The sequence below is a fragment of the Pseudomonas sp. Ps21-P2 genome, assembly GCF_039672565.1.
In the GTDB taxonomy this organism is placed as follows: Bacteria; Pseudomonadota; Gammaproteobacteria; order Pseudomonadales; family Pseudomonadaceae; genus Aquipseudomonas.
Genome location: NZ_JBDFPL010000004.1, coordinates 296,998 through 317,768, shown reverse-complemented (window position 1 = coordinate 317,768; position 20,771 = coordinate 296,998). Strand labels below are relative to the sequence as shown.

Annotated in this window: 18 protein-coding genes; 9 read left to right on the top strand and 9 right to left on the bottom strand. The window is 61.7% G+C overall.

What is annotated here, in order from left to right; genetic code table 11:
- Nucleotides 1-75: 75 nt before the first annotated feature.
- From ABEH28_RS12515 to ABEH28_RS12485, 7 genes are all read left to right on the top strand, one after another.
- Nucleotides 76-2,664 (top strand): glycosyltransferase family 2 protein, encoded by a 2,589-nt coding sequence (locus ABEH28_RS12515; protein WP_346630073.1) that lies wholly within the window; start codon nucleotides 76-78, stop codon nucleotides 2,662-2,664.
- A gap of 103 nt (nucleotides 2,665-2,767) precedes the next feature.
- Nucleotides 2,768-3,919 (top strand): succinyl-diaminopimelate desuccinylase, encoded by a 1,152-nt coding sequence (gene dapE / locus ABEH28_RS12510; protein ID WP_192170815.1) that lies wholly within the window; start codon nucleotides 2,768-2,770, stop codon nucleotides 3,917-3,919.
- Nucleotides 3,919-4,728, top strand: a complete 810-nt coding sequence (locus ABEH28_RS12505; protein ID WP_192170814.1) for a putative RNA methyltransferase — start codon at nucleotides 3,919-3,921, stop codon at nucleotides 4,726-4,728. Before dapE ends, ABEH28_RS12505 begins: the two co-directional genes overlap by 1 nt.
- Nucleotides 4,729-4,793: 65 nt before the next feature.
- Nucleotides 4,794-5,171 (top strand): hypothetical protein, encoded by a 378-nt coding sequence (locus tag ABEH28_RS12500; RefSeq protein ID WP_346630072.1) that lies wholly within the window; start codon nucleotides 4,794-4,796, stop codon nucleotides 5,169-5,171.
- Between the two features lie 97 nt (nucleotides 5,172-5,268).
- Nucleotides 5,269-7,761, top strand: coding sequence for a glycerol-3-phosphate 1-O-acyltransferase PlsB (gene plsB / locus ABEH28_RS12495; protein ID WP_346630071.1), 2,493 nt, complete (start codon nucleotides 5,269-5,271; stop codon nucleotides 7,759-7,761).
- A gap of 48 nt (nucleotides 7,762-7,809) precedes the next feature.
- Nucleotides 7,810-8,208, top strand: a complete 399-nt coding sequence (locus tag ABEH28_RS12490) for a YbaY family lipoprotein (RefSeq protein WP_282369274.1) — start codon at nucleotides 7,810-7,812, stop codon at nucleotides 8,206-8,208.
- 39 nt (nucleotides 8,209-8,247) lie between these two features.
- Entirely contained in the window at nucleotides 8,248-8,937 is a 690-nt protein-coding gene (locus ABEH28_RS12485) for a DUF4197 domain-containing protein (protein ID WP_192170810.1), read from the top strand.
- 24 nt (nucleotides 8,938-8,961) lie between these two features.
- Here the strand turns inward: ABEH28_RS12485 and ABEH28_RS12480 are convergent, their stop codons facing one another.
- Nucleotides 8,962-12,042, bottom strand: a complete 3,081-nt coding sequence (locus tag ABEH28_RS12480) for an efflux RND transporter permease subunit (RefSeq protein WP_346630070.1) — start codon at nucleotides 12,040-12,042, stop codon at nucleotides 8,962-8,964.
- Nucleotides 12,043-12,046: 4 nt separating this feature from the next.
- Nucleotides 12,047-13,159, bottom strand: coding sequence for an efflux RND transporter periplasmic adaptor subunit (locus tag ABEH28_RS12475; protein ID WP_346630069.1), 1,113 nt, complete (start codon nucleotides 13,157-13,159; stop codon nucleotides 12,047-12,049).
- A 91-nt stretch (nucleotides 13,160-13,250) separates the two neighbouring features.
- Between ABEH28_RS12475 and ABEH28_RS12470 the strand changes: the two genes are divergently transcribed.
- Complete coding sequence (locus tag ABEH28_RS12470; RefSeq protein ID WP_346630068.1) at nucleotides 13,251-13,898, top strand: TetR/AcrR family transcriptional regulator; 648 nt, start codon at nucleotides 13,251-13,253, stop codon at nucleotides 13,896-13,898.
- Nucleotides 13,899-14,209: 311 nt separating this feature from the next.
- Here ABEH28_RS12470 and ABEH28_RS12465 read toward each other — a convergent pair whose 3' ends face one another.
- Together ABEH28_RS12465 and ABEH28_RS12460 are read right to left on the bottom strand one after the other, a co-directional pair.
- A complete protein-coding gene (locus ABEH28_RS12465; protein ID WP_346630067.1) occupies nucleotides 14,210-15,298 on the bottom strand; it encodes a catalase family protein in 1,089 nt (362 codons plus the stop codon).
- A gap of 128 nt (nucleotides 15,299-15,426) precedes the next feature.
- Nucleotides 15,427-16,218 (bottom strand): class I SAM-dependent methyltransferase, encoded by a 792-nt coding sequence (locus tag ABEH28_RS12460; RefSeq protein ID WP_346630066.1) that lies wholly within the window; start codon nucleotides 16,216-16,218, stop codon nucleotides 15,427-15,429.
- 98 nt (nucleotides 16,219-16,316) lie between these two features.
- Here ABEH28_RS12460 and ABEH28_RS12455 point away from each other — a divergent pair, with 98 nt between their 5' ends.
- Entirely contained in the window at nucleotides 16,317-16,946 is a 630-nt protein-coding gene (locus tag ABEH28_RS12455; protein WP_346630065.1) for an energy transducer TonB, read from the top strand.
- Between the two features lie 24 nt (nucleotides 16,947-16,970).
- Here ABEH28_RS12455 and ABEH28_RS12450 read toward each other — a convergent pair whose 3' ends face one another.
- The 5 genes from ABEH28_RS12450 to adk all read right to left on the bottom strand — a co-directional run bounded on the left by ABEH28_RS12450 (nucleotide 16,971) and on the right by adk (nucleotide 20,509).
- Entirely contained in the window at nucleotides 16,971-17,669 is a 699-nt protein-coding gene (locus ABEH28_RS12450; RefSeq protein ID WP_346630064.1) for an extensin family protein, read from the bottom strand.
- Between the two features lie 49 nt (nucleotides 17,670-17,718).
- The gene (locus ABEH28_RS12445; protein ID WP_346625550.1) at nucleotides 17,719-18,591 is read right to left on the bottom strand and encodes a DUF72 domain-containing protein; all 873 of its coding nucleotides are present in this window, start codon (nucleotides 18,589-18,591) and stop codon (nucleotides 17,719-17,721) included.
- Nucleotides 18,588-18,878, bottom strand: coding sequence for a hypothetical protein (locus ABEH28_RS12440; protein ID WP_192171051.1), 291 nt, complete (start codon nucleotides 18,876-18,878; stop codon nucleotides 18,588-18,590). The genes ABEH28_RS12445 and ABEH28_RS12440 overlap by 4 nt, the downstream gene beginning before the upstream one ends.
- Before the next feature lie 218 nt (nucleotides 18,879-19,096).
- On the bottom strand, nucleotides 19,097-19,771 hold the full coding sequence (tsaB, locus tag ABEH28_RS12435) for a tRNA (adenosine(37)-N6)-threonylcarbamoyltransferase complex dimerization subunit type 1 TsaB (RefSeq protein ID WP_346630063.1): 675 nt from the start codon (nucleotides 19,769-19,771) through the stop codon (nucleotides 19,097-19,099).
- Nucleotides 19,772-19,861: 90 nt separating this feature from the next.
- Nucleotides 19,862-20,509: an adenylate kinase gene (gene adk / locus ABEH28_RS12430; protein ID WP_346625552.1), complete on the bottom strand. Its 648-nt coding sequence runs from the start codon at nucleotides 20,507-20,509 to the stop codon at nucleotides 19,862-19,864.
- Nucleotides 20,510-20,771: the final 262 nt, after the last annotated feature.

Sequence of the window (20,771 nt, the reverse complement as noted above, 5' to 3'; positions counted from 1 at the left end):
GTGTCGGTTGCCAAAGTTCTGGCCCGCTGTACCCTGTCACTCCTCCCCGTTCCCCTCTTGGAACCTGAAGCACCTATGTCATCGCGTAAATTTGGACTCAACCTCGTTGTCGTCGTGGCGATTGCTGCGCTGTTTACCGGCTTCTGGGCGCTGATCAACCGCCCCGTCACCGCGCCCAACTGGCCGGAGCAGATCTCCGGCTTTTCCTATTCGCCTTTCCGGCTGGGCCAGAATCCACAAAAAGATCTCTACCCGTCCGACGAAGAAATGCGTCAGGACCTGGAGCTGATGAGCAAGCAGACGGACAACATCCGTATCTACTCGGTGGACGGCACGCTCAAGGACATCCCCAAGCTGGCCGAGGAATTCGGCCTGCGGGTGACCCTCGGTATCTGGATCAGCCCGGACCTGGAGCGCAACGAACGCGAGATCACCACGGCGATCGAGCTGGCGAATACAACGCGCAGTGTGGTTCGCGTGGTGGTCGGCAACGAAGCGCTGTACCGCGAAGAGATCAAACCCAAAGACCTGATGGCCGCCCTCGACCGCGTGCGCGCCGCCGTCAAAGTCCCGGTGACCACGTCCGAGCAGTGGCATATCTGGGAGAAATACCCGGAACTGGCCAAGCACGTTGACCTGATCGCCGCGCACATCCTGCCGTACTGGGAATACATCCCGATGGATAAAGCCGGGCAGTACGTGCTCGACCGCGCCCGCGAACTGAAACGCATGTTCCCGAAAAAGCCGCTGCTGCTCTCTGAGGTCGGCTGGCCGAGCAATGGCCACATGCGCGGCGGTGCGGACGCCACCCAGGCGGATCAGGCGGTTTACCTGCGCACGCTGGTCAACAAGCTCAACCGTCAGGGCTTCAACTACTTCGTGATCGAGGCCTTCGATCAGCCGTGGAAAGCCAGCGACGAAGGATCGGTTGGTGCCTATTGGGGCGTGTACAACGCCGCCCGCCAGCAGAAATTCAATTTCGAAGGCCCGGTGGTCGCGATCCCGCAATGGCGCGTGCTGGCAATCGGCTCGGCAGTGTTGGCAATGCTGGCCCTCGCCTTGCTGCTGATTGACGGCTCGGCGCTGCGTCAGCGTGGCCGCACATTCCTGACCTTTATCGCCTTCCTGTGCGGTTCGGTTCTGGTCTGGATCGGCTATGACTACAGCCAGCAATACAGCACCTGGTTCAGTCTGCTCGTAGGATTTTTACTGGCGCTGGGCGCGTTCGGCGTGTTCATCGTGCTGCTGACGGAGGCCCACGAACTGGCCGAAGCGGTGTGGACGCACAAGCGTCGTCGCGAATTCCTGCCCGTTGAAGGGGATTCGGCCTACAGGCCGAAAGTGTCGATTCATGTGCCCTGCTACAACGAGCCGCCGGAGATGGTCAAACAGACCCTCAACGCACTGGCCGCGTTGGATTACCCGGATTTCGAAGTGTTGCTGATCGACAACAACACCAAGGACCCCGCCGTGTGGGAGCCGGTCAAGGCCCACTGCGAAATGCTCGGCCCGCGCTTCAAGTTTTTCCACGTCGCACCGCTGGCCGGGTTCAAGGGCGGCGCCCTGAACTACCTGATCCCGCACACGGCGCCGGACGCCGAAGTGATTGCCGTCATCGACTCGGATTACTGCGTCGACCGCAACTGGCTCAAGCACATGGTTCCGCACTTCGCCGATCCGAAAATCGCCGTGGTGCAGTCGCCGCAGGACTACCGCGATCAGCACGAAAGTGCGTTCAAGAAGCTCTGCTACTCGGAATACAAAGGCTTCTTCTACATCGGCATGGTTACCCGCAACGACCGCGATGCGATCATTCAGCACGGCACCATGACCATGACCCGTCGCTCGGTCCTGGAAGAACTGGGCTGGGCGGACTGGTGCATCTGTGAAGACGCCGAGCTGGGCCTGCGCGTGTTCGAAAAAGGCTATTCGGCCGCGTACGCCCACAACAGCTTCGGCAAGGGCCTGATGCCCGACACCTTCATCGACTTCAAGAAGCAGCGTTTCCGCTGGGCCTATGGCGCGATTCAGATCATCAAGCGTCACGCCGCCAGCCTGCTGCGTGGCAAGGACACCGAACTGACCCGCGGCCAGCGTTATCACTTCCTCGCGGGCTGGCTGCCGTGGGTGGCCGATGGCATGAACATCTTCTTCACGGTCGGCGCACTGCTGTGGTCGTCGGCGATGATCATCGTGCCCAACCGTGTTGACCCGCCGCTGCTGATTTTCGCGATTCCGCCGCTGGCGCTGTTCTTCTTCAAGGTCGGCAAGATCATCTTTCTGTACCGTCGCGCCGTGGGCGTGAACCTCACGGACGCGTTCTATGCGGCGCTTGCGGGACTGGCGTTATCCCACACCATCGCCAAAGCGGTGCTGTACGGGTTCTTCACCACCAGCATCCCGTTCTTCCGCACCCCGAAAAACGCCGAAAGCCATGGCTTGCTGGTGGCGATTTCCGAGGCCCGCGAAGAGCTGTTCATCATGCTGATGCTGTGGGGCGCCGCGTTGGGCATCTGTTTGGTGCAGGGTCTGCCGAGCAACGACATGCGCTTCTGGGTCATCATGCTGCTGGTGCAATCGCTGCCGTATCTGGCGGCGCTGGTCATGGCGTTTCTGTCTTCACTGCCGAAACCAAAACCGGCCGACGAACCCGCTACCGCCTGAAACAATGGGCCGCTGTACTAAACGGCGGCCTTCGGGTCGCCGTTTTGCTTTAAGCTATTGGCCGGTTTATCGCCTTGCCTTCACTCAATATCTCGGACCTTTCATGACAGCCCCAGCCGACCTCTCGCCCACGCTGCAACTCGCCTGCGACCTGATCCGTCGCCCATCCGTCACGCCACTGGACGCCGACTGCCAGGCCGTGATGATGAAACGCCTGAGCGATGCCGGTTTTGCCCTGGAGCCGATGCGCATTCAGGATGTGGACAACTTCTGGGCCACCCACGGCAGTCAGGACGGTCCGGTGTTGTGCTTCGCCGGTCACACCGATGTGGTGCCGACCGGCCCGGTTCAGGCCTGGCAGAATGATCCGTTCAGCGCGCTGATCGACGAAGACGGCATGCTCTGCGGCCGTGGCGCGGCGGACATGAAAGGCAGCCTGGCGTCGATGATTGTCGCCACCGAGCGTTTCGTCGCCGATCACCCGAACCACAAGGGCAAAGTGGCCTACCTGATCACCAGCGATGAAGAAGGCCCGGCCCACCACGGCACCAAAGCGGTGGTCGAGCGTCTGGCGGCGCGCAAGGAACGTCTCGACTGGTGCATCGTTGGCGAACCGTCGAGCACGACGCTGGTGGGCGATGTGGTCAAGAACGGCCGTCGCGGCTCACTGGGCGCAACCCTCACCGTCAAAGGCATTCAGGGCCACGTCGCCTACCCGCATCTGGCGAAAAACCCTATTCATCTGGCAGCGCCTGCGCTGGCTGAGCTGGCTGCCGAGCACTGGGACAACGGCAATGACTTCTTCCCGCCGACCAGCTTCCAGATTTCCAACCTGAATTCCGGCACCGGCGCCACCAACGTGATCCCGGGGGATCTGGTGGCGGTGTTCAATTTCCGTTTCTCCACCGAATCCACCGTCGAAGGCCTCAAGCAACGCGTCGCCGCGATTCTCGACAAGCACGACCTGGACTGGCACGTGGAATGGGCGCTGTCCGGCCTGCCGTTCCTCACCGAACCGGGCGCGCTTCTGGACGCGGTGTCGGCGAGCATTAAACACGTCACCGGCCGCGAGACCCGCGCTTCCACCAGCGGCGGTACGTCGGACGGTCGCTTCATCGCCACCCTCGGCACCCAAGTGGTCGAACTGGGGCCGGTCAATGCGACGATCCATCAGGTCAATGAACGCATCCTCGCCAGCGATCTCGACGTGCTGACCGAGATCTACTACCAGACCCTGGTCAAGTTGCTCGCCTGATGCTGACCTGCCCGATCTGCTCCGCCCCGCTCGATTCAGCGGATAACGGCGTTGTGTGCCCCGCCGGGCACCGCTTCGACCGCGCCCGTCAGGGGTATCTGAATCTGCTGCCCGTGCAGCACAAGAACAGCCGCGACCCTGGCGACAATCAGGCCATGGTCGAGGCGCGGCGCGACTTCCTCAACGCCGGGCATTACGCGCCAGTTGCCAAGCGTCTCGCCGAACTGGCTGCCGAGCGTGCCCCCGCGCACTGGCTCGACATCGGGTGCGGCGAGGGCTATTACACCGCCCAGATTGCCCAGGGTCTGCCCGACGCAGACGGCTACGCGCTGGACATCTCCCGCGAAGCGGTGAAGCGCGCCTGCAAGCGTGACCCGAACATCACGTGGTTGATTGCCAGCATGGCGCGCGTGCCACTGCCGGAGGCGAGCATGCAGTTCATCGCCAGCGTGTTCAGCCCGCTGGACTGGGCCGAGGCCAAGCGTCTGCTGTCGCCGGGCGGCGGCTTGATGCGTGTAGGACCGACCAACGATCACCTGATGGAATTGCGCCAGCGCCTGTACGACGAAGTCCGCGATTACAGCGATGACAAGCACCTGGCGCTGGTGCCGGAAGGGATGAGCCTGCAGCACAGTGAAACGTTGCGTTTCACCCTGACACTGGTGGACGGCCAGGCCCGTGCCAATCTGCTGGCCATGACGCCCCACGGCTGGCGCGCCAGTGCCGAACGTCGTGCGAACGTGGTCGAGCAGGCCGAGCCGTTCGAGGTCACGGTGTCCATGCGCTACGATTATTTCGTCCTGAACTGACGGCTCGAAGCACCCGAACAGACTGAATCCGCGAGTGGATTTTCCAGAACAATCAAGAGGCATCCATGCGCCAACCCGATATCGAGATTTACCTGAAAGACGCTGACGTTGACCACAAGGCGATTACTGCCTGGCTGACCGCGGCCATCGGCCCTTGTACCGAATGGACGCAGAAAGGCCAGACCTGGAAATGCCAGGCGGGCGACGTGCCCATCACCTGGATTCCCAAGGCCGTCGGCAAGTGGAACAGCCTGTGCCTGGACAGCGACAAAACCCCGTGGGAAGACGATATCGCCTGCGCCCGCGCCGCCTTTGCCGCGCTGAACGTTGAAGTGCGTTGCGCGCCGGGAACGTGGGTCGAGGAAGAGAGTGACGCCGAAGCCGATCAATGGATTCGCATCAGCGTTGATGGTGAAGAAGAAATCACCTGGCATACGTCCTGAGACGTCATCCTGACGGTCGCCCGCGCCGCTTTGCCCATCCCCACCAGATGCGGCAAACTGGCGGCCTCGCGGGCGTCGCCCCTCTCAGCAGAATTCTATGACCCGTTCCCCGTTTCGCCGTCTTGTATTCGGCACCGTGCGCCGCCTGCTTTACCTATGGGTGCGCTCGGAGACGATCAACCAGTCGTCCTTCACCCTCAATCTCGACCGCAGCCGCCCGGTTTTCTATGCGCTGCAAAACCCTTCCATGAGCGATCTTGCGGTCCTCGACACCGAATGCCGCAAGGCCGGTCTGCCGCGCCCGGTGCTGTCCGTGGCCGTCGGCAATCTGACCGAGCCGGCTGCGTTTTTCTACCTGACCCCCGAGCCTGACTGGCTGGGGCGCCACGACAAACGCGGCGCGCCACCGACCCTTGAACGTCTGGTCAGCGCGGTCACGCAAAATGCTACGGAAGACGCGCAAATCATTCCGGTCAGCGTGTTCTGGGGTCAGTCCCCGGACAAGGAAGACAGCCCGTGGAAACTGCTGTTCGCCGACAGCTGGGCAGTGACCGGGCGTCTGCGTCGTCTGGTGACCATTCTGATCCTGGGCCGCAAGACCCGCGTGCAGTTTTCGGCGCCGGTTCATCTGCGCGAGCTGGTCGATCAGAATAAGGGCTACGAGCGCACGGTGCGCATGGCTCAACGCCTGCTGCGTGTGCATTTCCGCAACCTGAAAACGTCGGTGATCGGCCCGGACCTTTCGCACCGTCGCCATCTGGTCAAAGGGCTGGTGGCGGATCCGCTGGTCAGGCAGGCCATTCTCGACGAGGCCGCACGGGAGAAAATCACCGAAGCCAAGGCCCGGGAAAAAGCCCTGCATTACGGCAACGAGATCGCCTCGGACTACACCTACACCGCCATCCGTTTCCTGGAAGTGGTGCTGAGCTGGTTCTGGAACAAGATTTACGACGGCATCAAGGTCAGTCACCTGGAGGGCGTGCAGAACGTCGCCCAGGGCAACGAGATCATTTATGTGCCGTGCCACCGCAGCCACATCGACTACCTGCTGCTGTCGTACCTGTTGTTTCGCAACGGCCTGACCCCGCCGCACATTGCCGCGGGCATCAACCTCAACATGCCGGTCATCGGCGGCCTGTTGCGGCGCGGCGGCGCGTTTTTCATGCGCCGTACGTTCAAGGGCAATCCGCTGTACACCGCGGTGTTCAACGAATACCTGCACACGCTGTTCACCAAGGGCTTCCCGGTCGAGTACTTCGTCGAAGGCGGACGTTCGCGGACCGGGCGCATGCTGCAGCCCAAGACCGGAATGCTGGCGATCACCCTGCGCAGCTTCCTGCGCAATTCGCGCATGCCCATCGTGTTCGTGCCGGTCTACATCGGTTACGAACGCGTGCTGGAAGGCCGGACCTATCTGGGGGAGCTGCGCGGTGCGGCGAAGAAGAAAGAGTCAATCTTCGACATCTTCAAAGTCATCGGCGCGCTGAAGCAGCGCTTCGGCCAGGTCTCGGTCAACTTCGGTGAGCCGATCAAGCTCACCGAGTTTCTCGACCACGAGCAGCCGGACTGGCGCACTCAGGAACTGGGCCCGGTGTTCAAACCGGACTGGCTCCACGAGACCACCCACCGTCTGGGCGAACGCGTGGCCCGCCACCTGAACGAAGCCGCAGCGATCAACCCTGTAAATCTGGTGGCGCTGGCGTTGCTGTCGACGGCGAAACACGCTCTGGACGATCAAGCCCTGGCGCGGGTGCTGGATCTGTACCTGACGCTGTTGCGCACCGTTCCTTACTCGCCCCATACCACGCTGCCGGACGGCGATGGCCGGGCGCTGATCGAGCACGTCAAAGGCATGAATCTGCTCTCGGAACTCAGCGATGCGCTGGGCAAGATTCTGTACCTGGACGAGCAAAATGCCGTCCTGATGACTTACTACCGCAACAACGTGCTGCACATTTTCGCGCTGCCCTCATTGCTGGCCTGCTTCTTCCAGAGCTCGTCGCGCATGAGCCGCGAGCAGATTCTGCGGTACACCCGGGCGCTGTATCCGTACCTGCAATCGGAGCTGTTCATCCGCTGGTCGCTGGACGATCTGGATGAGGTCATCGATCAGTGGCTGGCGGCGTTTGTCGAAGAGGGTCTGCTGCGATTCGAGAACGGCGTTTACCTGCGCCCGGCGCCGAGCTCGCGGGCTTTCGTGCTGCTGACGGTGTTGTCGCGGGCGATTGCCCAGACCCTGCAGCGTTTCTACATGGCGATTTCCCTGCTGCTCAACAGCGGTCAGCACACCCTCAGCGCCGAAGGGCTTGAGGAGTTGTGCACGACGATGGCCCAGCGGCTGTCGATCCTGCACGGCCTGAATGCGCCGGAGTTTTTCGACAAGAGCCTGTTCCGGCATTTCATTCAGACGCTGCTGGATCAGGGTGTCCTGCGCACCGACGCTGCCGGCAAACTGAGCTATCACGATATGTTGGGGGATCTGGCAGAAGGCGCCGCCAAGCGCGTATTGCCAGCGGAAATCAGGCTGTCGATTCGCCAGGTGGCGTTGCACCGCAGTGATGAAGTCGTCGGGGCTGCGCCGATCGCCTAAGCGACGACGCACGCCCTACCTAACGTTTCACCTGACAAGGACAATCACATGAAACACATCCTGCTCACCCTCATGACCACCGTGCTGGCCGCTTGCGCCCATGCGCCGGACAACCTGCCGGGCTCGGTGGACGGCGAGGTGTTTTACCTGCAGCGCATGGCGCTTCCACCGACGGCTACGCTAAAGGTCACGCTCCAGGACGTATCGCTGGCGGACGCACCCGCGCAGATCCTCGCCAGCCAGAACGGCCCGATCAAAGGCCAGGTGCCGCTGCCGTTTCACCTGACCTACGATCAGAAGCAGGTCCAGCCGGGGCACACTTACTCGGTCAGCGCGCGCATCGAGGTGGACGGCAAGCTGCTGATGATCAGCACCGAGCGCTACACGGTAGACCTGACGCTGGACGAAAAACCGCCCGTCAAAATTCGTTTGAGCCCGGCCCGTTAATCGGGCGTGCATCACAGACCGCTGAAAAGGACATTAACCATGTTGCGTCGCTCCCTCTCGTTCACTGGCGTCTGCGCCGGCCTGCTGTTGTCGGCCAGTGCCTTCGCGCTGTCGCTCAATGATCTGTCGCAATCGGACGCCACCGGCGGGCTGAAGGATGCCCTGACCCAGAGCGCGCAAGTCGCCGTCAAGCAACTGGGCGTGCCGGGTGGGTTCAGCAACAACAAGGATGTGCGCATCGAACTGCCCGGCAACCTGGGCAAGGTCGCCAAGAAGATGAAGCAGTTCGGCATGGGTGCCCAGGTCGATCAGCTGGAAACCAGCATGAACCAGGCAGCGGAAGCGGCGATGCCCCAGGCGCAGACGTTGCTGGTCGATGCGGTGAAAAAGATGAGCGTGTCGGATGCCAAGGCCATCCTCAGCGGCGGCAAGGACTCGGCCACCCAGTACCTGAGCACCTCCAGCCGCGAACAGATCCGCGCCAAGTTCCTGCCCATCGTCAAACAGGCCACTGACAAAGTCGGCCTGGCGCAGAAATACAACGCCTTCGCCGGTCAGGCCGCGACGCTCGGCGTGCTGGACGCCAAGAGCTCGAATATCGAAGGCTACGTCACCGAGAAGGCGCTGAACGGCCTGTTCGAAATGATCGCCAAACAGGAAGAAAGCATCCGCGCCAACCCGGCAGCGGCGGCGACCGGTCTGGCGAAGAAGGTATTCGGCGCGTTGTAACGCGCGCCGTGGCGGGTCAAGCGATCAAACCTCGACCCGCTCATCCTTTTTCACCCTGAACCACGCCGCATACAGCGCGGGCAGGAACAGCAGGGTGAGTGCGGTGGCGACGATCAGGCCGCCCATGATGGCGACGGCCATGGGGCCGAAAAACACGCTGCGTGACAGCGGGATCATCGCCAGCACCGCCGCCAGCGCGGTGAGCACGATGGGCCTGAAGCGCCGCACCGTTGCTTCAATGATCGCCTGCCAGCGATCCAGACCCGCCGCGATGTCCTGCTCGATCTGGTCGACCAGAATCACCGAGTTACGCATGATCATCCCCGACAGCGCGATGGTGCCGAGCATTGCCACGAAGCCGAACGGCTGATTGAACAGCAGCAGAAACAGCGTCACACCGATCAGCCCCAGCGGCGCCGTGAGAAACACCATGAACGTACGGGAGAAACTGCGCAGCTGGATCATCAGCAAGGTCAGCACCACCACGATGAACAGCGGCACCCCGGCGTTTACCGAGTTCTGTCCGCGGGCCGAGTCCTCCACCGTGCCGCCCACTTCCAGCAAGTACCCATCGGGCAACTGCGCGCGCACGTCTTCCAGCGTCGGCAAAATCTGTTTCACCAGCGTTGCCGGCTGCTCCTTGCCATAGATGTCGGCGCGCACCGTCACGTTCGGCAAGCGGTTGCGGTGCCAGATGATGCCCTCCTCGAAGCCGTATTCAAGCGTCGCCACCTGTGACAAGGCGACGTTGCCGCCATTGTTGGTGGGCACTGACAAGCTGGCGAGGCTGCCCAGCTCATGCCGTTCCTGCTCCGTCCCGCGCAGGAGGATTTCGATCAACTTGTCGTCCTCGCGGTACTGGCTCACGCTCGACCCGGTCAGCTGACTTTGCAGAAAACGCGACAGGTCCGCCGTGGTCACCCCCAGCGCCCTGGCCCGGTCCTGATCGACGTTGAGATAAACGACTTTGCTCGGCTCTTCCCAGTCCAGATGCACGTTGACCACATGGGGATTTTCCCTGACCTTCGCGGCCACCTTGCGAGCCAGCGCACGCACTTCATCAATGTGCTCGCCGGTGACTCGGAACTGCACCGGATAGCCCACGGGAGGGCCGTTTTCCAGGCGGGTGACGCGAGGCCGCAGCATCGGAAACTGCTCATCGAGGGTCTGGATCAGCCAGGTGCGCAGTGCTTCGCGGTCCTCAATGGTTTTCGCCAGCACGACGAACTGGGCAAAGCTTGCCGCGGGCAGTTGCTGATCCAGCGGCAGGTAAAACCTTGGCGAACCGGTGCCGACATAGGCCACGTAATTCTCAACGCCGGCGTGTTCCTTGATCATCGCTTCCAGCCGTTTGACCTGCTCGGCGGTGCTGCTGAGCGAGGCACCTTCGGCGAGCTTCAGGTCAACCATCAGCTCCAGTCGCCCGGACGCCGGGAAAAACTGCTGCGGCACAAAGCGGAACAAGAAAATCGACAGAGCGAACAACGCAATGGTCAACACGATGACCGTCTTGCGGCGCCGCACGCACCAGCCGACCAGCCCGCGAACACGTCGGTAGAACGGCGTGCCATATGGGTCAGGCGCATGGGCCCCGGTGCCATGTTTGGCCGCATGGATCTTCGCCAGATCCGGCAACAGCCGTGCGCCCAGATACGGCACGAATACCACGGCGGCAATCCATGAGGCGATCAGCGCGATGGTCACCACCTGAAAGATCGAGCGGGTGTACTCGCCGGTGCTCGACTGCGCGGTGGCGATGGGCAGGAAACCGGCTGCGGTGATTAGGGTGCCGGTAAGCATCGGGAACGCCGTGCTGGTCCAGGCGAAACTGGCGGCCTTCAGCCGGTCGTAACCCTGTTCCATTTTGATCGCCATCATTTCCACGGCGATGATTGCGTCGTCCACCAACAAGCCCAACGCCAGCACCAGCGCGCCGAGGGAAATCTTGTGCAGGCCGATGCCGAGGTAATACATGCAGGCGAAAGTCATCGCCAGCACCAGCGGAATCGCCAGCGCCACCACCATTCCGGTGCGCACGCCGAGAGAGAAAAAGCTCACCAGCAGCACGATGCCCAATGCCTCGGCGAGCACCTGCACGAACTCGCCGACGCTGGTTTTCACCGCCGCAGGCTGGTCCGAGACTTTGCGCAGCTGCATACCGGCCGGAAGGTTGTTCTGCAAATGGGCGAACTCGCCCTCCAGCGCACGGCCCAGCACCAGAATGTCGCCACCGTCTTTCATGGCGACGGCGAGCCCGATGGCATTCTGACCCATGAAGCGCATCTGCGGCGCGGGCGGGTCGTTGAAGCCACGGCGCACATCGGCCAGATCGCTGATACGGAACGTGCGATCACCGACGCGGATCGGGAAGCTGCGGATCTCGTCGACGGTCTGAAAACGCCCGGTCACGCGCAGTTGAACGCGCTCGCTGGGCGTCTCGAAAAAGCTCGCCGCCACCACCGCGTTCTGCGCTTCCAGCGCCTGGTGCACCGACTGCATCGGCAGGCCGAGGGTGGCGAGTTTGACGTTGGAGAGTTCGATCCAGATCTTCTCGTCCTGCAGACCGAGCAGCTCGACCTTGCCAACATCCTTGACCCGCTGCAGCTGGATCTGGATGCGGTCGGCGTAATCCTTGAGCACCGCGTAGTCGAAACCCTCCCCCGTGAGCGCATAGATATTGCCGAACGTGGTGCCGAATTCGTCGTTGAAGAACGGGCCCTGCACACCGGTCGGAAGGTTCTGACGGATGTCGCTGATCTTCTTGCGGATCTGATACCAGAGTTCCGGCAGTCGGGCGGAGACCAGCGAGTCCCTCGCGACAAACGTGACCTGGGATTCACCGGGGCGCGAGAACGAGACAATGCGCTCGTAATCGCCGGTTTCCATCAGCTTCTTCTCGATGCGGTCGGTGACTTGCCGCGACACCTCTTCGGCACTCGCGCCCGGCCAGAGGGTGCGAATGACCATGGCTTTGAAAGTGAAGGGCGGATCTTCACTCTGACCCAGTTTGGTGTAGGAAAGCGCGCCGACTGCGGCCAGCAGAATCATGAGATACAGGACCATCTGCCGATTACGCAGCGCCCATTCGGACAGATTGAAACGCATCCCGCTACTCCTTCGCGGCCAGCTTGACCGCCCGATTACTGCGGTCGACCGGGCGCACCTGCTCGCCTTCGTGCAGCACGTGCACACCCGCTGCGACGACCCAGTCGCTGGCCTGCAAGCCGCTGAGCACCGGCACGGTTTCCTGCCCGTAAGCGCCGACCTGCACCGGCGTGCGTTTCAGGGTGGAGTCGCTTTGCAGACGCCAGACGTAGTTCACGTTGTTTTCGGCTGTCAGCGCCGACAGCGGCACGGACAACGGCACGGCGTGTTCGGACTGGATGTACACCCGGGCGCTCTGGCCCAGCTCGGCCGGGACTTTCCCGCCGGCGAAGGCAATGCGTGCGGCAAAGGTGCGCGAACGCGGATCGGCAGCCGGCGACAGCTCGCGGATACGCCCCGGGAAACGCTGCTCGCGCTGGGTCCAGAGTTCGACGGAAACAGGGTCGCCGATCTTGAAGCGGCCGTAATTCTGCTCCGGAAGACTGATCGAGACTTCGCGCTCGCCGTCGGCGGCCAGGGTGAAGACGGTTTGTCCGGCAGCTACCACTTGACCGACTTCCACCAGTCGTCTGGCGATGACACCCTCCTGCGACGCACGAAGCACGGCGTAGCCGGTCTGATTGTCAGCGACGGTCGATTCAGCCTTGAGCTGTCTAAGCCGGGCGTCTGCGGCGCGGTAGGTGTTTTCAGCGTTGTCGTACAGCGACTTGCTGACCATCTGCCGGTCCATCAGCGTTTTGTACCGGTCGCGCTCGGAGCGGACCGTCTGCAGGTTGGCTTCGGCGGCGGCAACTTGCGCGCGGGTGGCGTCCTGTTGCAGGCGCACGTCCTGGGCGTCAAGTTCGGCCAGCGGCTGGTTGGCCTTGACCCGCTCGCCCTCCTCGACCAGGCGCTTACTGACCTTGCCGGGGATGCGGAAGGCGAGTTCCGGCTCGAAACGGGCATGCACTTCCCCCGGATAGGTGTCCATGGACTGGGCAGCTGGCTGCGGTTGCACCACCATGGCGGGCCGCACGGCGGCGGTCACCGGCGCCTCCTGACGACAACCGGCGAGTGCAGCGATCAAGCCGACCGGCAGCGCAAGGAGCTGGGCACGAAGCAGGGCGTCGCGGAGCATGATGAGGCACCTTGGCAGTAGAGCTTTGAATAATTGTACCGGCGAGTATATTTAAAATTACCGAACTGAACAGTCCACTAATTCGACGAAGATGCCTGACGACTCCATGACCGACTCAACCTCCCCCGCCGGACCCGGCCGCCCCAAGGATCTGGCCAAGCGCCAGGCCATACTCGAAGCGGCCAAGAACCTGTTCATTCGCAACGGTTACGCCAACACCAGCATGGATGCCGTTGCCGCTGAAGCCGGGGTCTCCAAGCTCACCGTCTACAGCCACTTCAACGACAAGGAGACATTGTTTTCCTGCGCGGTGGTTGCTCGCTGCGAGGAGCAGGTGCCCGAGTTATTCGTGGACGTGCCCGCTGATGAGCACGTTGAAAAGGTATTACTGGGTATTGCCAGAGGGTTTCAAACGCTGATCAACAGCCCTGAGTCCATCGACCTGAACCGTTTGATCATCGCTTTGGGGCCTCAGGAATCATCACTGACTCAAGTGTTCTTCGAAGCAGGACCGCAGCGGGTCCTCCACGAACTTGCGCGGTTTTTGAGTAATCTGAGCGGTAAAAACGGGCTGCATTTTGAATCGCCGCTTAATGCGGCAGGCCATTTTTTGAGCTTGATCAAAGGCGTGCACCATTTCAGGCTTCTCATCGGCACCGGGGAAATACCGGACGAGCACGCTGCCGACCACCATGCCAGGGAGGTGGTGGCGCTGTTCTTGAAGGCATATCGGGTTTAGACGCTGACGGTCAGTGCTCACTGTGGGACCGGCTTTAGCCGGGAAAGCGTCAGGCGCCACATCATAGGATTGATGGTGCTAACACGGGCCCTTTCCCGGCTGAAGCCGGTCCCACTAATCGACCGCGTACTCATAGTGGGACTGGCTTTAGCCGGGAAGGCGTCGGGCGTGACACCACAAATCGGATGGTGATCACAGCGGCCCCTTCCCGGCTGAAGCCGGTCCCACTAATCGACCGCGTACTCATAGTGGGACCGGCTTTAGCCGAGAATGCGGAGTGGAAGACACCACAGAATTTGACGACCAGCCTGTCAGCGAGGCTCGTGCATCGGGCAGCCGTTGTGGCTGGCGCGGAAGCCCGAAGACAGCTCGTAGGACGGTTTGCGCGCACGCATGACGCCGCCGAGTGGCCGGTGTTCAACAACGCCGTGCCAAGGGCTGAAGGCCATGCCGTCGTCGATTTCCTGCTGACGTTCTTCTGACCAGCTGTCCTGTGTCGGAACGTCGATACGGGCCACGGTCACGAACGGGCTCAGCTCTTCGGACCATTCCACCGATGCGTCTTCGATCGGCATTTTCTCAAGGTCGGTAGCGAGCTGGATACGCACGTCCCACACCCCTCCCTTGCTCAAGAAGTGACTGCGCACCGCTTCCCGCAAGCCGTCGGGATGGCCATTCAGGTCGACCTTCTGGTCAGTCAACGCGGTGAGTTCGGGGGAAACAGGCACCACGCTCAACTTGGCGTAATAGCGGCCATAGAGAAACGGCACCACGGTGTTAAAAGTTTCACCCAGTACATGGGTCATCGGATGCCCACCCAGCGATTTGAGCGTGCCACTCTCCCCACCCATGGCTTCGACCGTCGACTCCAGACCACGAAACAACGCCGACAGCGCTTTCTTCATGTTGGGCACTTTGTCGGTAGTCTTGGCCAGCAGCTTCAAGGTCTTGAGAAAATCCTTCGGCGTGGCGGCCGTGAACGCCCTGGCGTTCTGCATCACGAAGTCCTGGGTAACCTGCCCTTCACTGCCCGGCAGGCGTGCGCCCTGCACACCGACCAGCTTGATGGCCAGACCGCGCGGCGTTGACACTTTGTCGTCGAGCACATCCCCGGGATTGGTTGAAAAACGCATTTTTACGTCCAGCGTGCCGGGATGGGCGAAGACACCCTGCGCCAACTCGGGCGGCAGATTATCCAGAATGTGGATCTGCCCATGCAGCAATCCATGGGCTTTGGCATGCACGCTGCGTATGGCATGGCCGCCATCTTTGTAGGTGGTTTCCAGAATACTGTGCATGGCCTCGGCGAGTTCTTTGCTCGTCTGAGCCTCGTCATCGGGTATCTGCTCGAAGTGCGGCTCGAACGGCAAAGGCGTTACGGACAAAGGGGAAGTACTCATCGGTTATCTCCGGCTACGGATCAGGTCAGGTTTGTCTCCGACGAGCCCACTCATACGGTGGATTTTCTGGCATCGGCACAGCAGATGACTGCGCCGATGATTGCCGGGTTCATCTAATCGGATGAAGTTCACGTCCGCGCGATTTTCAACGCCTTGATCGGGTAAATGTCGTAGCGGCTGGATTTGCCGTCCAGCGCGTAAGAGGGCTTGGGCCCTTCGATGCTTGGCGCCTTGCGCGGGCGTTTGACCACGACGCGGTGGGTCGCCAGCCCCAGTGCCGCTTCCAGCAACGCCGGAGCGTCCATGTCATCGCCCACCAGAGGCCGGAACAGGCGCATTTCCTTTTTCACCAGCGCGGTTTTTTCCCGATGAGGAAACATCGGATCAAGGTAGATGACCTGGGGCGGCTCGCCTTCCCATTGGCGAATCAGCTCAATGGAATTGCCGGTCAACAGGCGCATCTGCGCGATGATCCCGCCCACCTCCAGGTCCCTCACCCCACGCGCCAGGCCGTCTTCAAGCAGCGCGGCGATGATCGGCTGCCGCTCGATCAGGCTAACTTCGCAGCCCAGACTGGCCAGCACAAAGGCGTCCTTGCCCAGCCCCGCCGTGGCATCCAGCACCCGAGGGCGCACGCCCGGCTGAATGCCCACGGCCTTGGCGATCATTTGCCCGCTGCCGCCGCCAAACAGACGCCGATGGGCCGCCTTGCCTTCGATGAAATCCACACGCACCGGGCCCGGCGCGTCGTCACCCAGTTGCTGCAATTGCAGGCCGTCTGCGGCGACTTGCAGGGCGAAATCCGCGTCGGCGTCGTCCAGCGGCAAACCCAGTCGCTGCGCCCATTGCGCTGCGGTTTCCTGCCCGTCGGGGGTCAAGCTGTCGACCCGAATGCGGCTGCCCGCGTGCTGCTCAGTCATTGTCTCTACGCGCTCAAATAATCTTAATGATTGGCAGGATCTGCCGATAACAAAAGTATCCGGCATTTTGCCAGACCCACGGGCTGTACTGAGCGCTTATGTCAGACATTCAGCAAACCTCCTCGATAGGCTATTTGACGTACGCAGGCGACTACAGCGTACGCAATACCCAAACCCTTAGCGGCGTCACGCAGCTCTGGCAGGATGCGTTTGCCCGTGCGATGGCTCAGCAGGTCGATGACAACGCTGGCGAAACCCCGGAATACAGCGCCGTCGCCACGACGGACCACCTGACCGGCGAACCGATTGCCGGCGCAAGCGCACTGGGCAAGATCGTCGAACAACGTGAGTGCCCGGTTCAGGACAAGGAAATCGCGCCGCCGGAGCCGTTGTTCCTGCCGATCGCCGAGTTCGAATGGGACCTGGCCGACAAACCCGCCAAGCCGTTCACCGCGATGGAAATGATCGAGCAGCAACGTAACCTCGAATTCGATGACAACTGGGTTCGCCCGACCGTGCTCAACCCCTACGATGACAGCGTTGAACCCGGCCCGGGCCCTCAGCCTCGTCCGCTGTTCCTGCCGATTGCCGAATTCGAATGGGACCTGGCCGACAAGCCTGCGACACCGTTCAGCGCGGAAGAGATGACCGAGCAGCAGCGTCATCTGGCCTTCGATAACGGCTGGGCGCGCCCGATCGTGCTGCAGAACCTTCGTCTCGCTGCCTGAGACTGATCCCGCGTTTGTCACGCCTCAGCGACACACCCGCCAGCGTCCCATGTCCAGGTGAAAGTGGTTTCGGTGCGCGGCGTTGTATTCCGGGCTCAACACCGTGTTGAATTGCTGGCAGGCGCCATCCCTCACCAATCGCAGAAAACGCCCCGCGTCGCCCTCGTCTTTCCAGTCCTTGAGCACCGAAATCCTGCGTCCGTCTGCCAGACGAAACCCGGCGATGTCCAGCGCGTTGGCGGTAGCGTGCTGGCTCAGACGGCCTTCGCTGCGGTTGTAGATGTTGCGGCAGGCGAAGCTGCCAAGGTGATCAACCTGGGTGACCTTCTGCCCGAACACCGACTGGGCTGCCGGCTGCAACTGGTGGATATCAAACAGCGCATAGGCCACGGCAAGGCGACAACTGGACAGCAAACTGCTGCTCAGCGCGACGTCGCCGCCCTGGATGCGCAGCGTGTTGGTCAGCGGGCATTTGGCGCCGGCGGCGCTGTCGGCCTGGTGCGTGTAACGCAGGGTCGAGGTTTGCAGCGCGGCCTCGCACAACGCCGGATCCTCCTGCAATCGCCAGAGCTTGAAAGGAGTGATGAGGTTGGGTTCGTCGCGCACGTTCAGCGGCGCCCACGGGTTCCAGCGGTCAGCGACAGACAGCCAGCCACGCCAGATCGACACCGCAACCGCCGCGCTGATCAAAACCAGAAGAAGAAAGAAGGTCGAGCCGCGCATGCAGGAGTGTTCTCGTCTGACGTAGGGAAAAATCTACCCCATGTCGACCTCAGAGCAGCCCGAGTTGCTCCACTTGCCGGCCGCGATCCAGTTGCGGCAGATCGGGCAACCCCGGCAGCAGGGTCATCAATTGATGATGAAAGCGACGAGCCAGTTGGGGCGAGGCGATGTTGTCAGGCGTGTGCAGGAACACCGAAGGCGTGCGCCCCTCCTCGATCCAGCCGGCCACTTTTTCCGCCCACTGCACGATGAAGCCTTGGTTGATCTCCTCATCCGGCCCGCCAATGAAGCGAACCTGCGGAAAAGACGTCAGCGCCGCCGGACGCGGCGGGACTTTGGGCTTCTTCGATTGCGCATGAAGCACGGCTGGGTCAGTGGAGACAGAACTGAACAGCGGCCGGGAATCCAGACAGATGCGCTCCACGCCGCGGTCGAGCAACAGACGGTTGAGCTGCCGCTCGTCTTCGCCCTTGCTGAAAAACGCCATGTTGCGCACTTCCACCGCCAAAGGCTGGCCTTCCAGTGCGTCAATGAACGCGGCCAGCTCATTCAGCCGATGGGGACCGAAGCTGGCCGATAGCTGCAGCCACAGCGGTTGAAGCCTCGACCCCAGTGGCGCCAGCAGTTGCAGGAAATCCTCCACCGCGCCCAAGTGCTCGCGCAGGTCGCCGGCATGGCTGATGTCACGGGGAATTTTGGCGCTGAAGCGGAAATGCTCCGGCAGGGCGTCCGCCCAACGCTGGACGATCTCGGGTTTGGGACGGGCGTAAAACGTGGTGTTGCCTTCGACGGCATTGAAGACCTGCGCGTACAACCCAAGCAAATCCAGGTCCGGGGCGTCCGGCGGGTACAGCGACTCACGCCAGGCTTTTTCGCTCCAGGACGGGCAACCGATGTAGTAAGGCGGGTGGGCGAGGTTCAAACGTGAAGGTCGAGCCCGGAGACTTCGAGGTCCCAGTCGACGAAGGTCGAAGTCGTCAGATAGCTGCTCAGCGCGTGGGCGACGCGAGTGCTCATGGCACGGGGGAAAATAATGTCCTGCTGACGCGCGGGCACGTTTGCCGTGGTACCCGTCTGGCGACGGGCTGCCTGCGGAACCACTTCGACCTCATCGTTCACTTCCTCGAACGTGCCTTCCAGCGCCGCAGAATCCTTGCGCGTCTTGCGCTTGATCGGGTAGGTACGTGGTGAAGGACCGGTGATTCGCATCATGCTTACTCGGCGTTTGATAGTGGCAATTTAATCTCACAGTAAGCCGTTAAGCAAACATGCGAACGATAACTAGACCACACTTATTGCGAATTGTTTAAAGCAGCCGGGAGTTTATGCAGTTTTGTCGCCGAACGGTCATCTGCAGTGTGACCTGCGTCGCATCTCGGGCGTAGCACAGTAAAGTCATGACCGTTTCTGCATTACGTGGCCATCCCTCAACGCGCCTTTGGCGTGGCCACTTTATCGCGAAGGTAAACCGGCTGGGCGTCGTCAGCGACGACGGCTTCGCCACGGTGCCAGGCGAAAGCGCCGAGAGTCAGCAGGTCCTGCGCGTGGGGCAACAGTGTGGCGTCCTGGGAAGTGACAACGGCGGCAATGCGCTCGGCGTAACCCCAGCCGGTGCCGGCCCCGAACCAATCGCCCGTCGCTTCACTTGGCAAAGCAGCCATTTCCGGTGGCATGACGGCCTCTTCAGCCACCAGCTTCATCTCCCCCGCCACTTCGCGATAGCAGCCCCAATAGACTTCGTCCATCCGCGCGTCGATGGCGGCCGCGACCTGAGTAGCGCCCTGCTCGCGAAAGGCCCGTTGCGCCAGCGCCGCCAGATTGGACACTGGCAGCACCGGGCGATCCAGACCGAAGGCCAGCCCCTGCACCACCCCGATGGCGATGCGCACGCCCGTAAACGCGCCCGGGCCCCGGCCGAATGCGATGGCGTCCAGCGCCGACAGGCCAATGCCCGCCTCGGCCAGCAGGTCCTTGATCATCGGCAGGAGTTTTTGCGCGTGCAGGCGCGGGATCACCTCGTAGTGAGTCAGCACTTTGCCGTCATGCAGCAAAGCGACTGAGCAGGCTTCAGTGGCGGTGTCCAGGGCCAGCAAGGTGGTCATCGGGGTTTCCATCGTTGTGCGAAAAAAGTGCCGCATTATAAACAACAACGACCCGCAAGCGGGCCGTTGTTCAATGCCGTGAGACGCGAATCAGCTCAGGGCTTCAAGCACCTTGGCGGTGATCTGCTCGACCGTGCCCACGCCTTCGATGTGGCTGCACTTCGGTGTGCCGTCCTGCGTCTGCAGCTTGGTGTAGAAATCTACCAGCGGCTTGGTCTGAGAGTGGTAGACCGACAGGCGATGGCGAACAGTGGCTTCGACGTCGTCCTTGCGCTGAACCAGTGGCTCGCCGGTAACGTCGTCCACACCGTCAACCTTCGGCGGGTTGTACAGGGTGTGGTAAACGCGGCCGGAGCCTTCGTGAACGCGGCGACCGGAGATGCGCTTGACGATCTCTTCGTCATCGACCTTGATCTCGATGACGTGATCGATGGCCAGGCCAGCTTTCTTCAGGGCTTCTGCCTGAGGAATGGTGCGCGGGAAGCCGTCGAACAGGCAACCGCCAGCGCAATCAGGCTCGGACAGGCGATCCTTGATCAGGCCGATGATCAGGTCATCGGAGACCAGGCCGCCGCTGTCCATGACGCTTTTGGCTTTCAGGCCCAGCTCGGTACCGGCCTTGACCGCAGCGCGCAGCATGTCGCCGGTGGAAATCTGCGGAATGTTGAATTTCTCAGTGATGAACTTTGCCTGAGTACCTTTGCCGGCCCCGGGAGCTCCCAGCAGAATCACGCGCATTGTTGTGCTCCTCAAATTTTTATAGAGATATCGTCGGATTCGCCTAAATGGGGCCAATCGCAAAATTTTACTGACCCAACGGCCAAAGGCTGATCAAGATACACAGCCGATTCATGCCGCACAAGACGCCGAAAGTCGCAGTAACCCGCGAAAAACCAGTAGCTTGGCATCGATCTGCACAAGGGTGAGACCTCGTGCAACTGGGTGACGCCGCATCACTCGCGACGATCGAGGTGCGGCCGAATGAAAGGCGTCGTGTTCA

What these genes read in the sequence shown, in the direction of transcription:
- plsB (WP_346630071.1), top strand. Translation starts at nt 5,269, where the DNA reads ATGACCCGTTCCCCGTTTCGCCGTCTTGTATTCGGCACCGTGCGCCGC.
- ABEH28_RS12460 (WP_346630066.1), bottom strand. Translation starts at nt 16,218, where the DNA reads ATGACTGAGCAGCACGCGGGCAGCCGCATTCGGGTCGACAGCTTGACC.
- ABEH28_RS12490 (WP_282369274.1), top strand. Translation starts at nt 7,810, where the DNA reads ATGAAACACATCCTGCTCACCCTCATGACCACCGTGCTGGCCGCTTGC.
- ABEH28_RS12485 (WP_192170810.1), top strand. Translation starts at nt 8,248, where the DNA reads ATGTTGCGTCGCTCCCTCTCGTTCACTGGCGTCTGCGCCGGCCTGCTG.
- ABEH28_RS12450 (WP_346630064.1), bottom strand. Translation starts at nt 17,669, where the DNA reads ATGCGCGGCTCGACCTTCTTTCTTCTTCTGGTTTTGATCAGCGCGGCG.
- ABEH28_RS12500 (WP_346630072.1), top strand. Translation starts at nt 4,794, where the DNA reads ATGCGCCAACCCGATATCGAGATTTACCTGAAAGACGCTGACGTTGAC.
- ABEH28_RS12440 (WP_192171051.1), bottom strand. Translation starts at nt 18,878, where the DNA reads ATGCGAATCACCGGTCCTTCACCACGTACCTACCCGATCAAGCGCAAG.
- ABEH28_RS12455 (WP_346630065.1), top strand. Translation starts at nt 16,317, where the DNA reads ATGTCAGACATTCAGCAAACCTCCTCGATAGGCTATTTGACGTACGCA.
- ABEH28_RS12475 (WP_346630069.1), bottom strand. Translation starts at nt 13,159, where the DNA reads ATGCTCCGCGACGCCCTGCTTCGTGCCCAGCTCCTTGCGCTGCCGGTC.
- dapE (WP_192170815.1), top strand. Translation starts at nt 2,768, where the DNA reads ATGACAGCCCCAGCCGACCTCTCGCCCACGCTGCAACTCGCCTGCGAC.
- ABEH28_RS12465 (WP_346630067.1), bottom strand. Translation starts at nt 15,298, where the DNA reads ATGAGTACTTCCCCTTTGTCCGTAACGCCTTTGCCGTTCGAGCCGCAC.
- ABEH28_RS12470 (WP_346630068.1), top strand. Translation starts at nt 13,251, where the DNA reads ATGCCTGACGACTCCATGACCGACTCAACCTCCCCCGCCGGACCCGGC.
- adk (WP_346625552.1), bottom strand. Translation starts at nt 20,509, where the DNA reads ATGCGCGTGATTCTGCTGGGAGCTCCCGGGGCCGGCAAAGGTACTCAG.
- ABEH28_RS12480 (WP_346630070.1), bottom strand. Translation starts at nt 12,042, where the DNA reads ATGCGTTTCAATCTGTCCGAATGGGCGCTGCGTAATCGGCAGATGGTC.
- tsaB (WP_346630063.1), bottom strand. Translation starts at nt 19,771, where the DNA reads ATGACCACCTTGCTGGCCCTGGACACCGCCACTGAAGCCTGCTCAGTC.
- ABEH28_RS12515 (WP_346630073.1), top strand. Translation starts at nt 76, where the DNA reads ATGTCATCGCGTAAATTTGGACTCAACCTCGTTGTCGTCGTGGCGATT.
- ABEH28_RS12505 (WP_192170814.1), top strand. Translation starts at nt 3,919, where the DNA reads ATGCTGACCTGCCCGATCTGCTCCGCCCCGCTCGATTCAGCGGATAAC.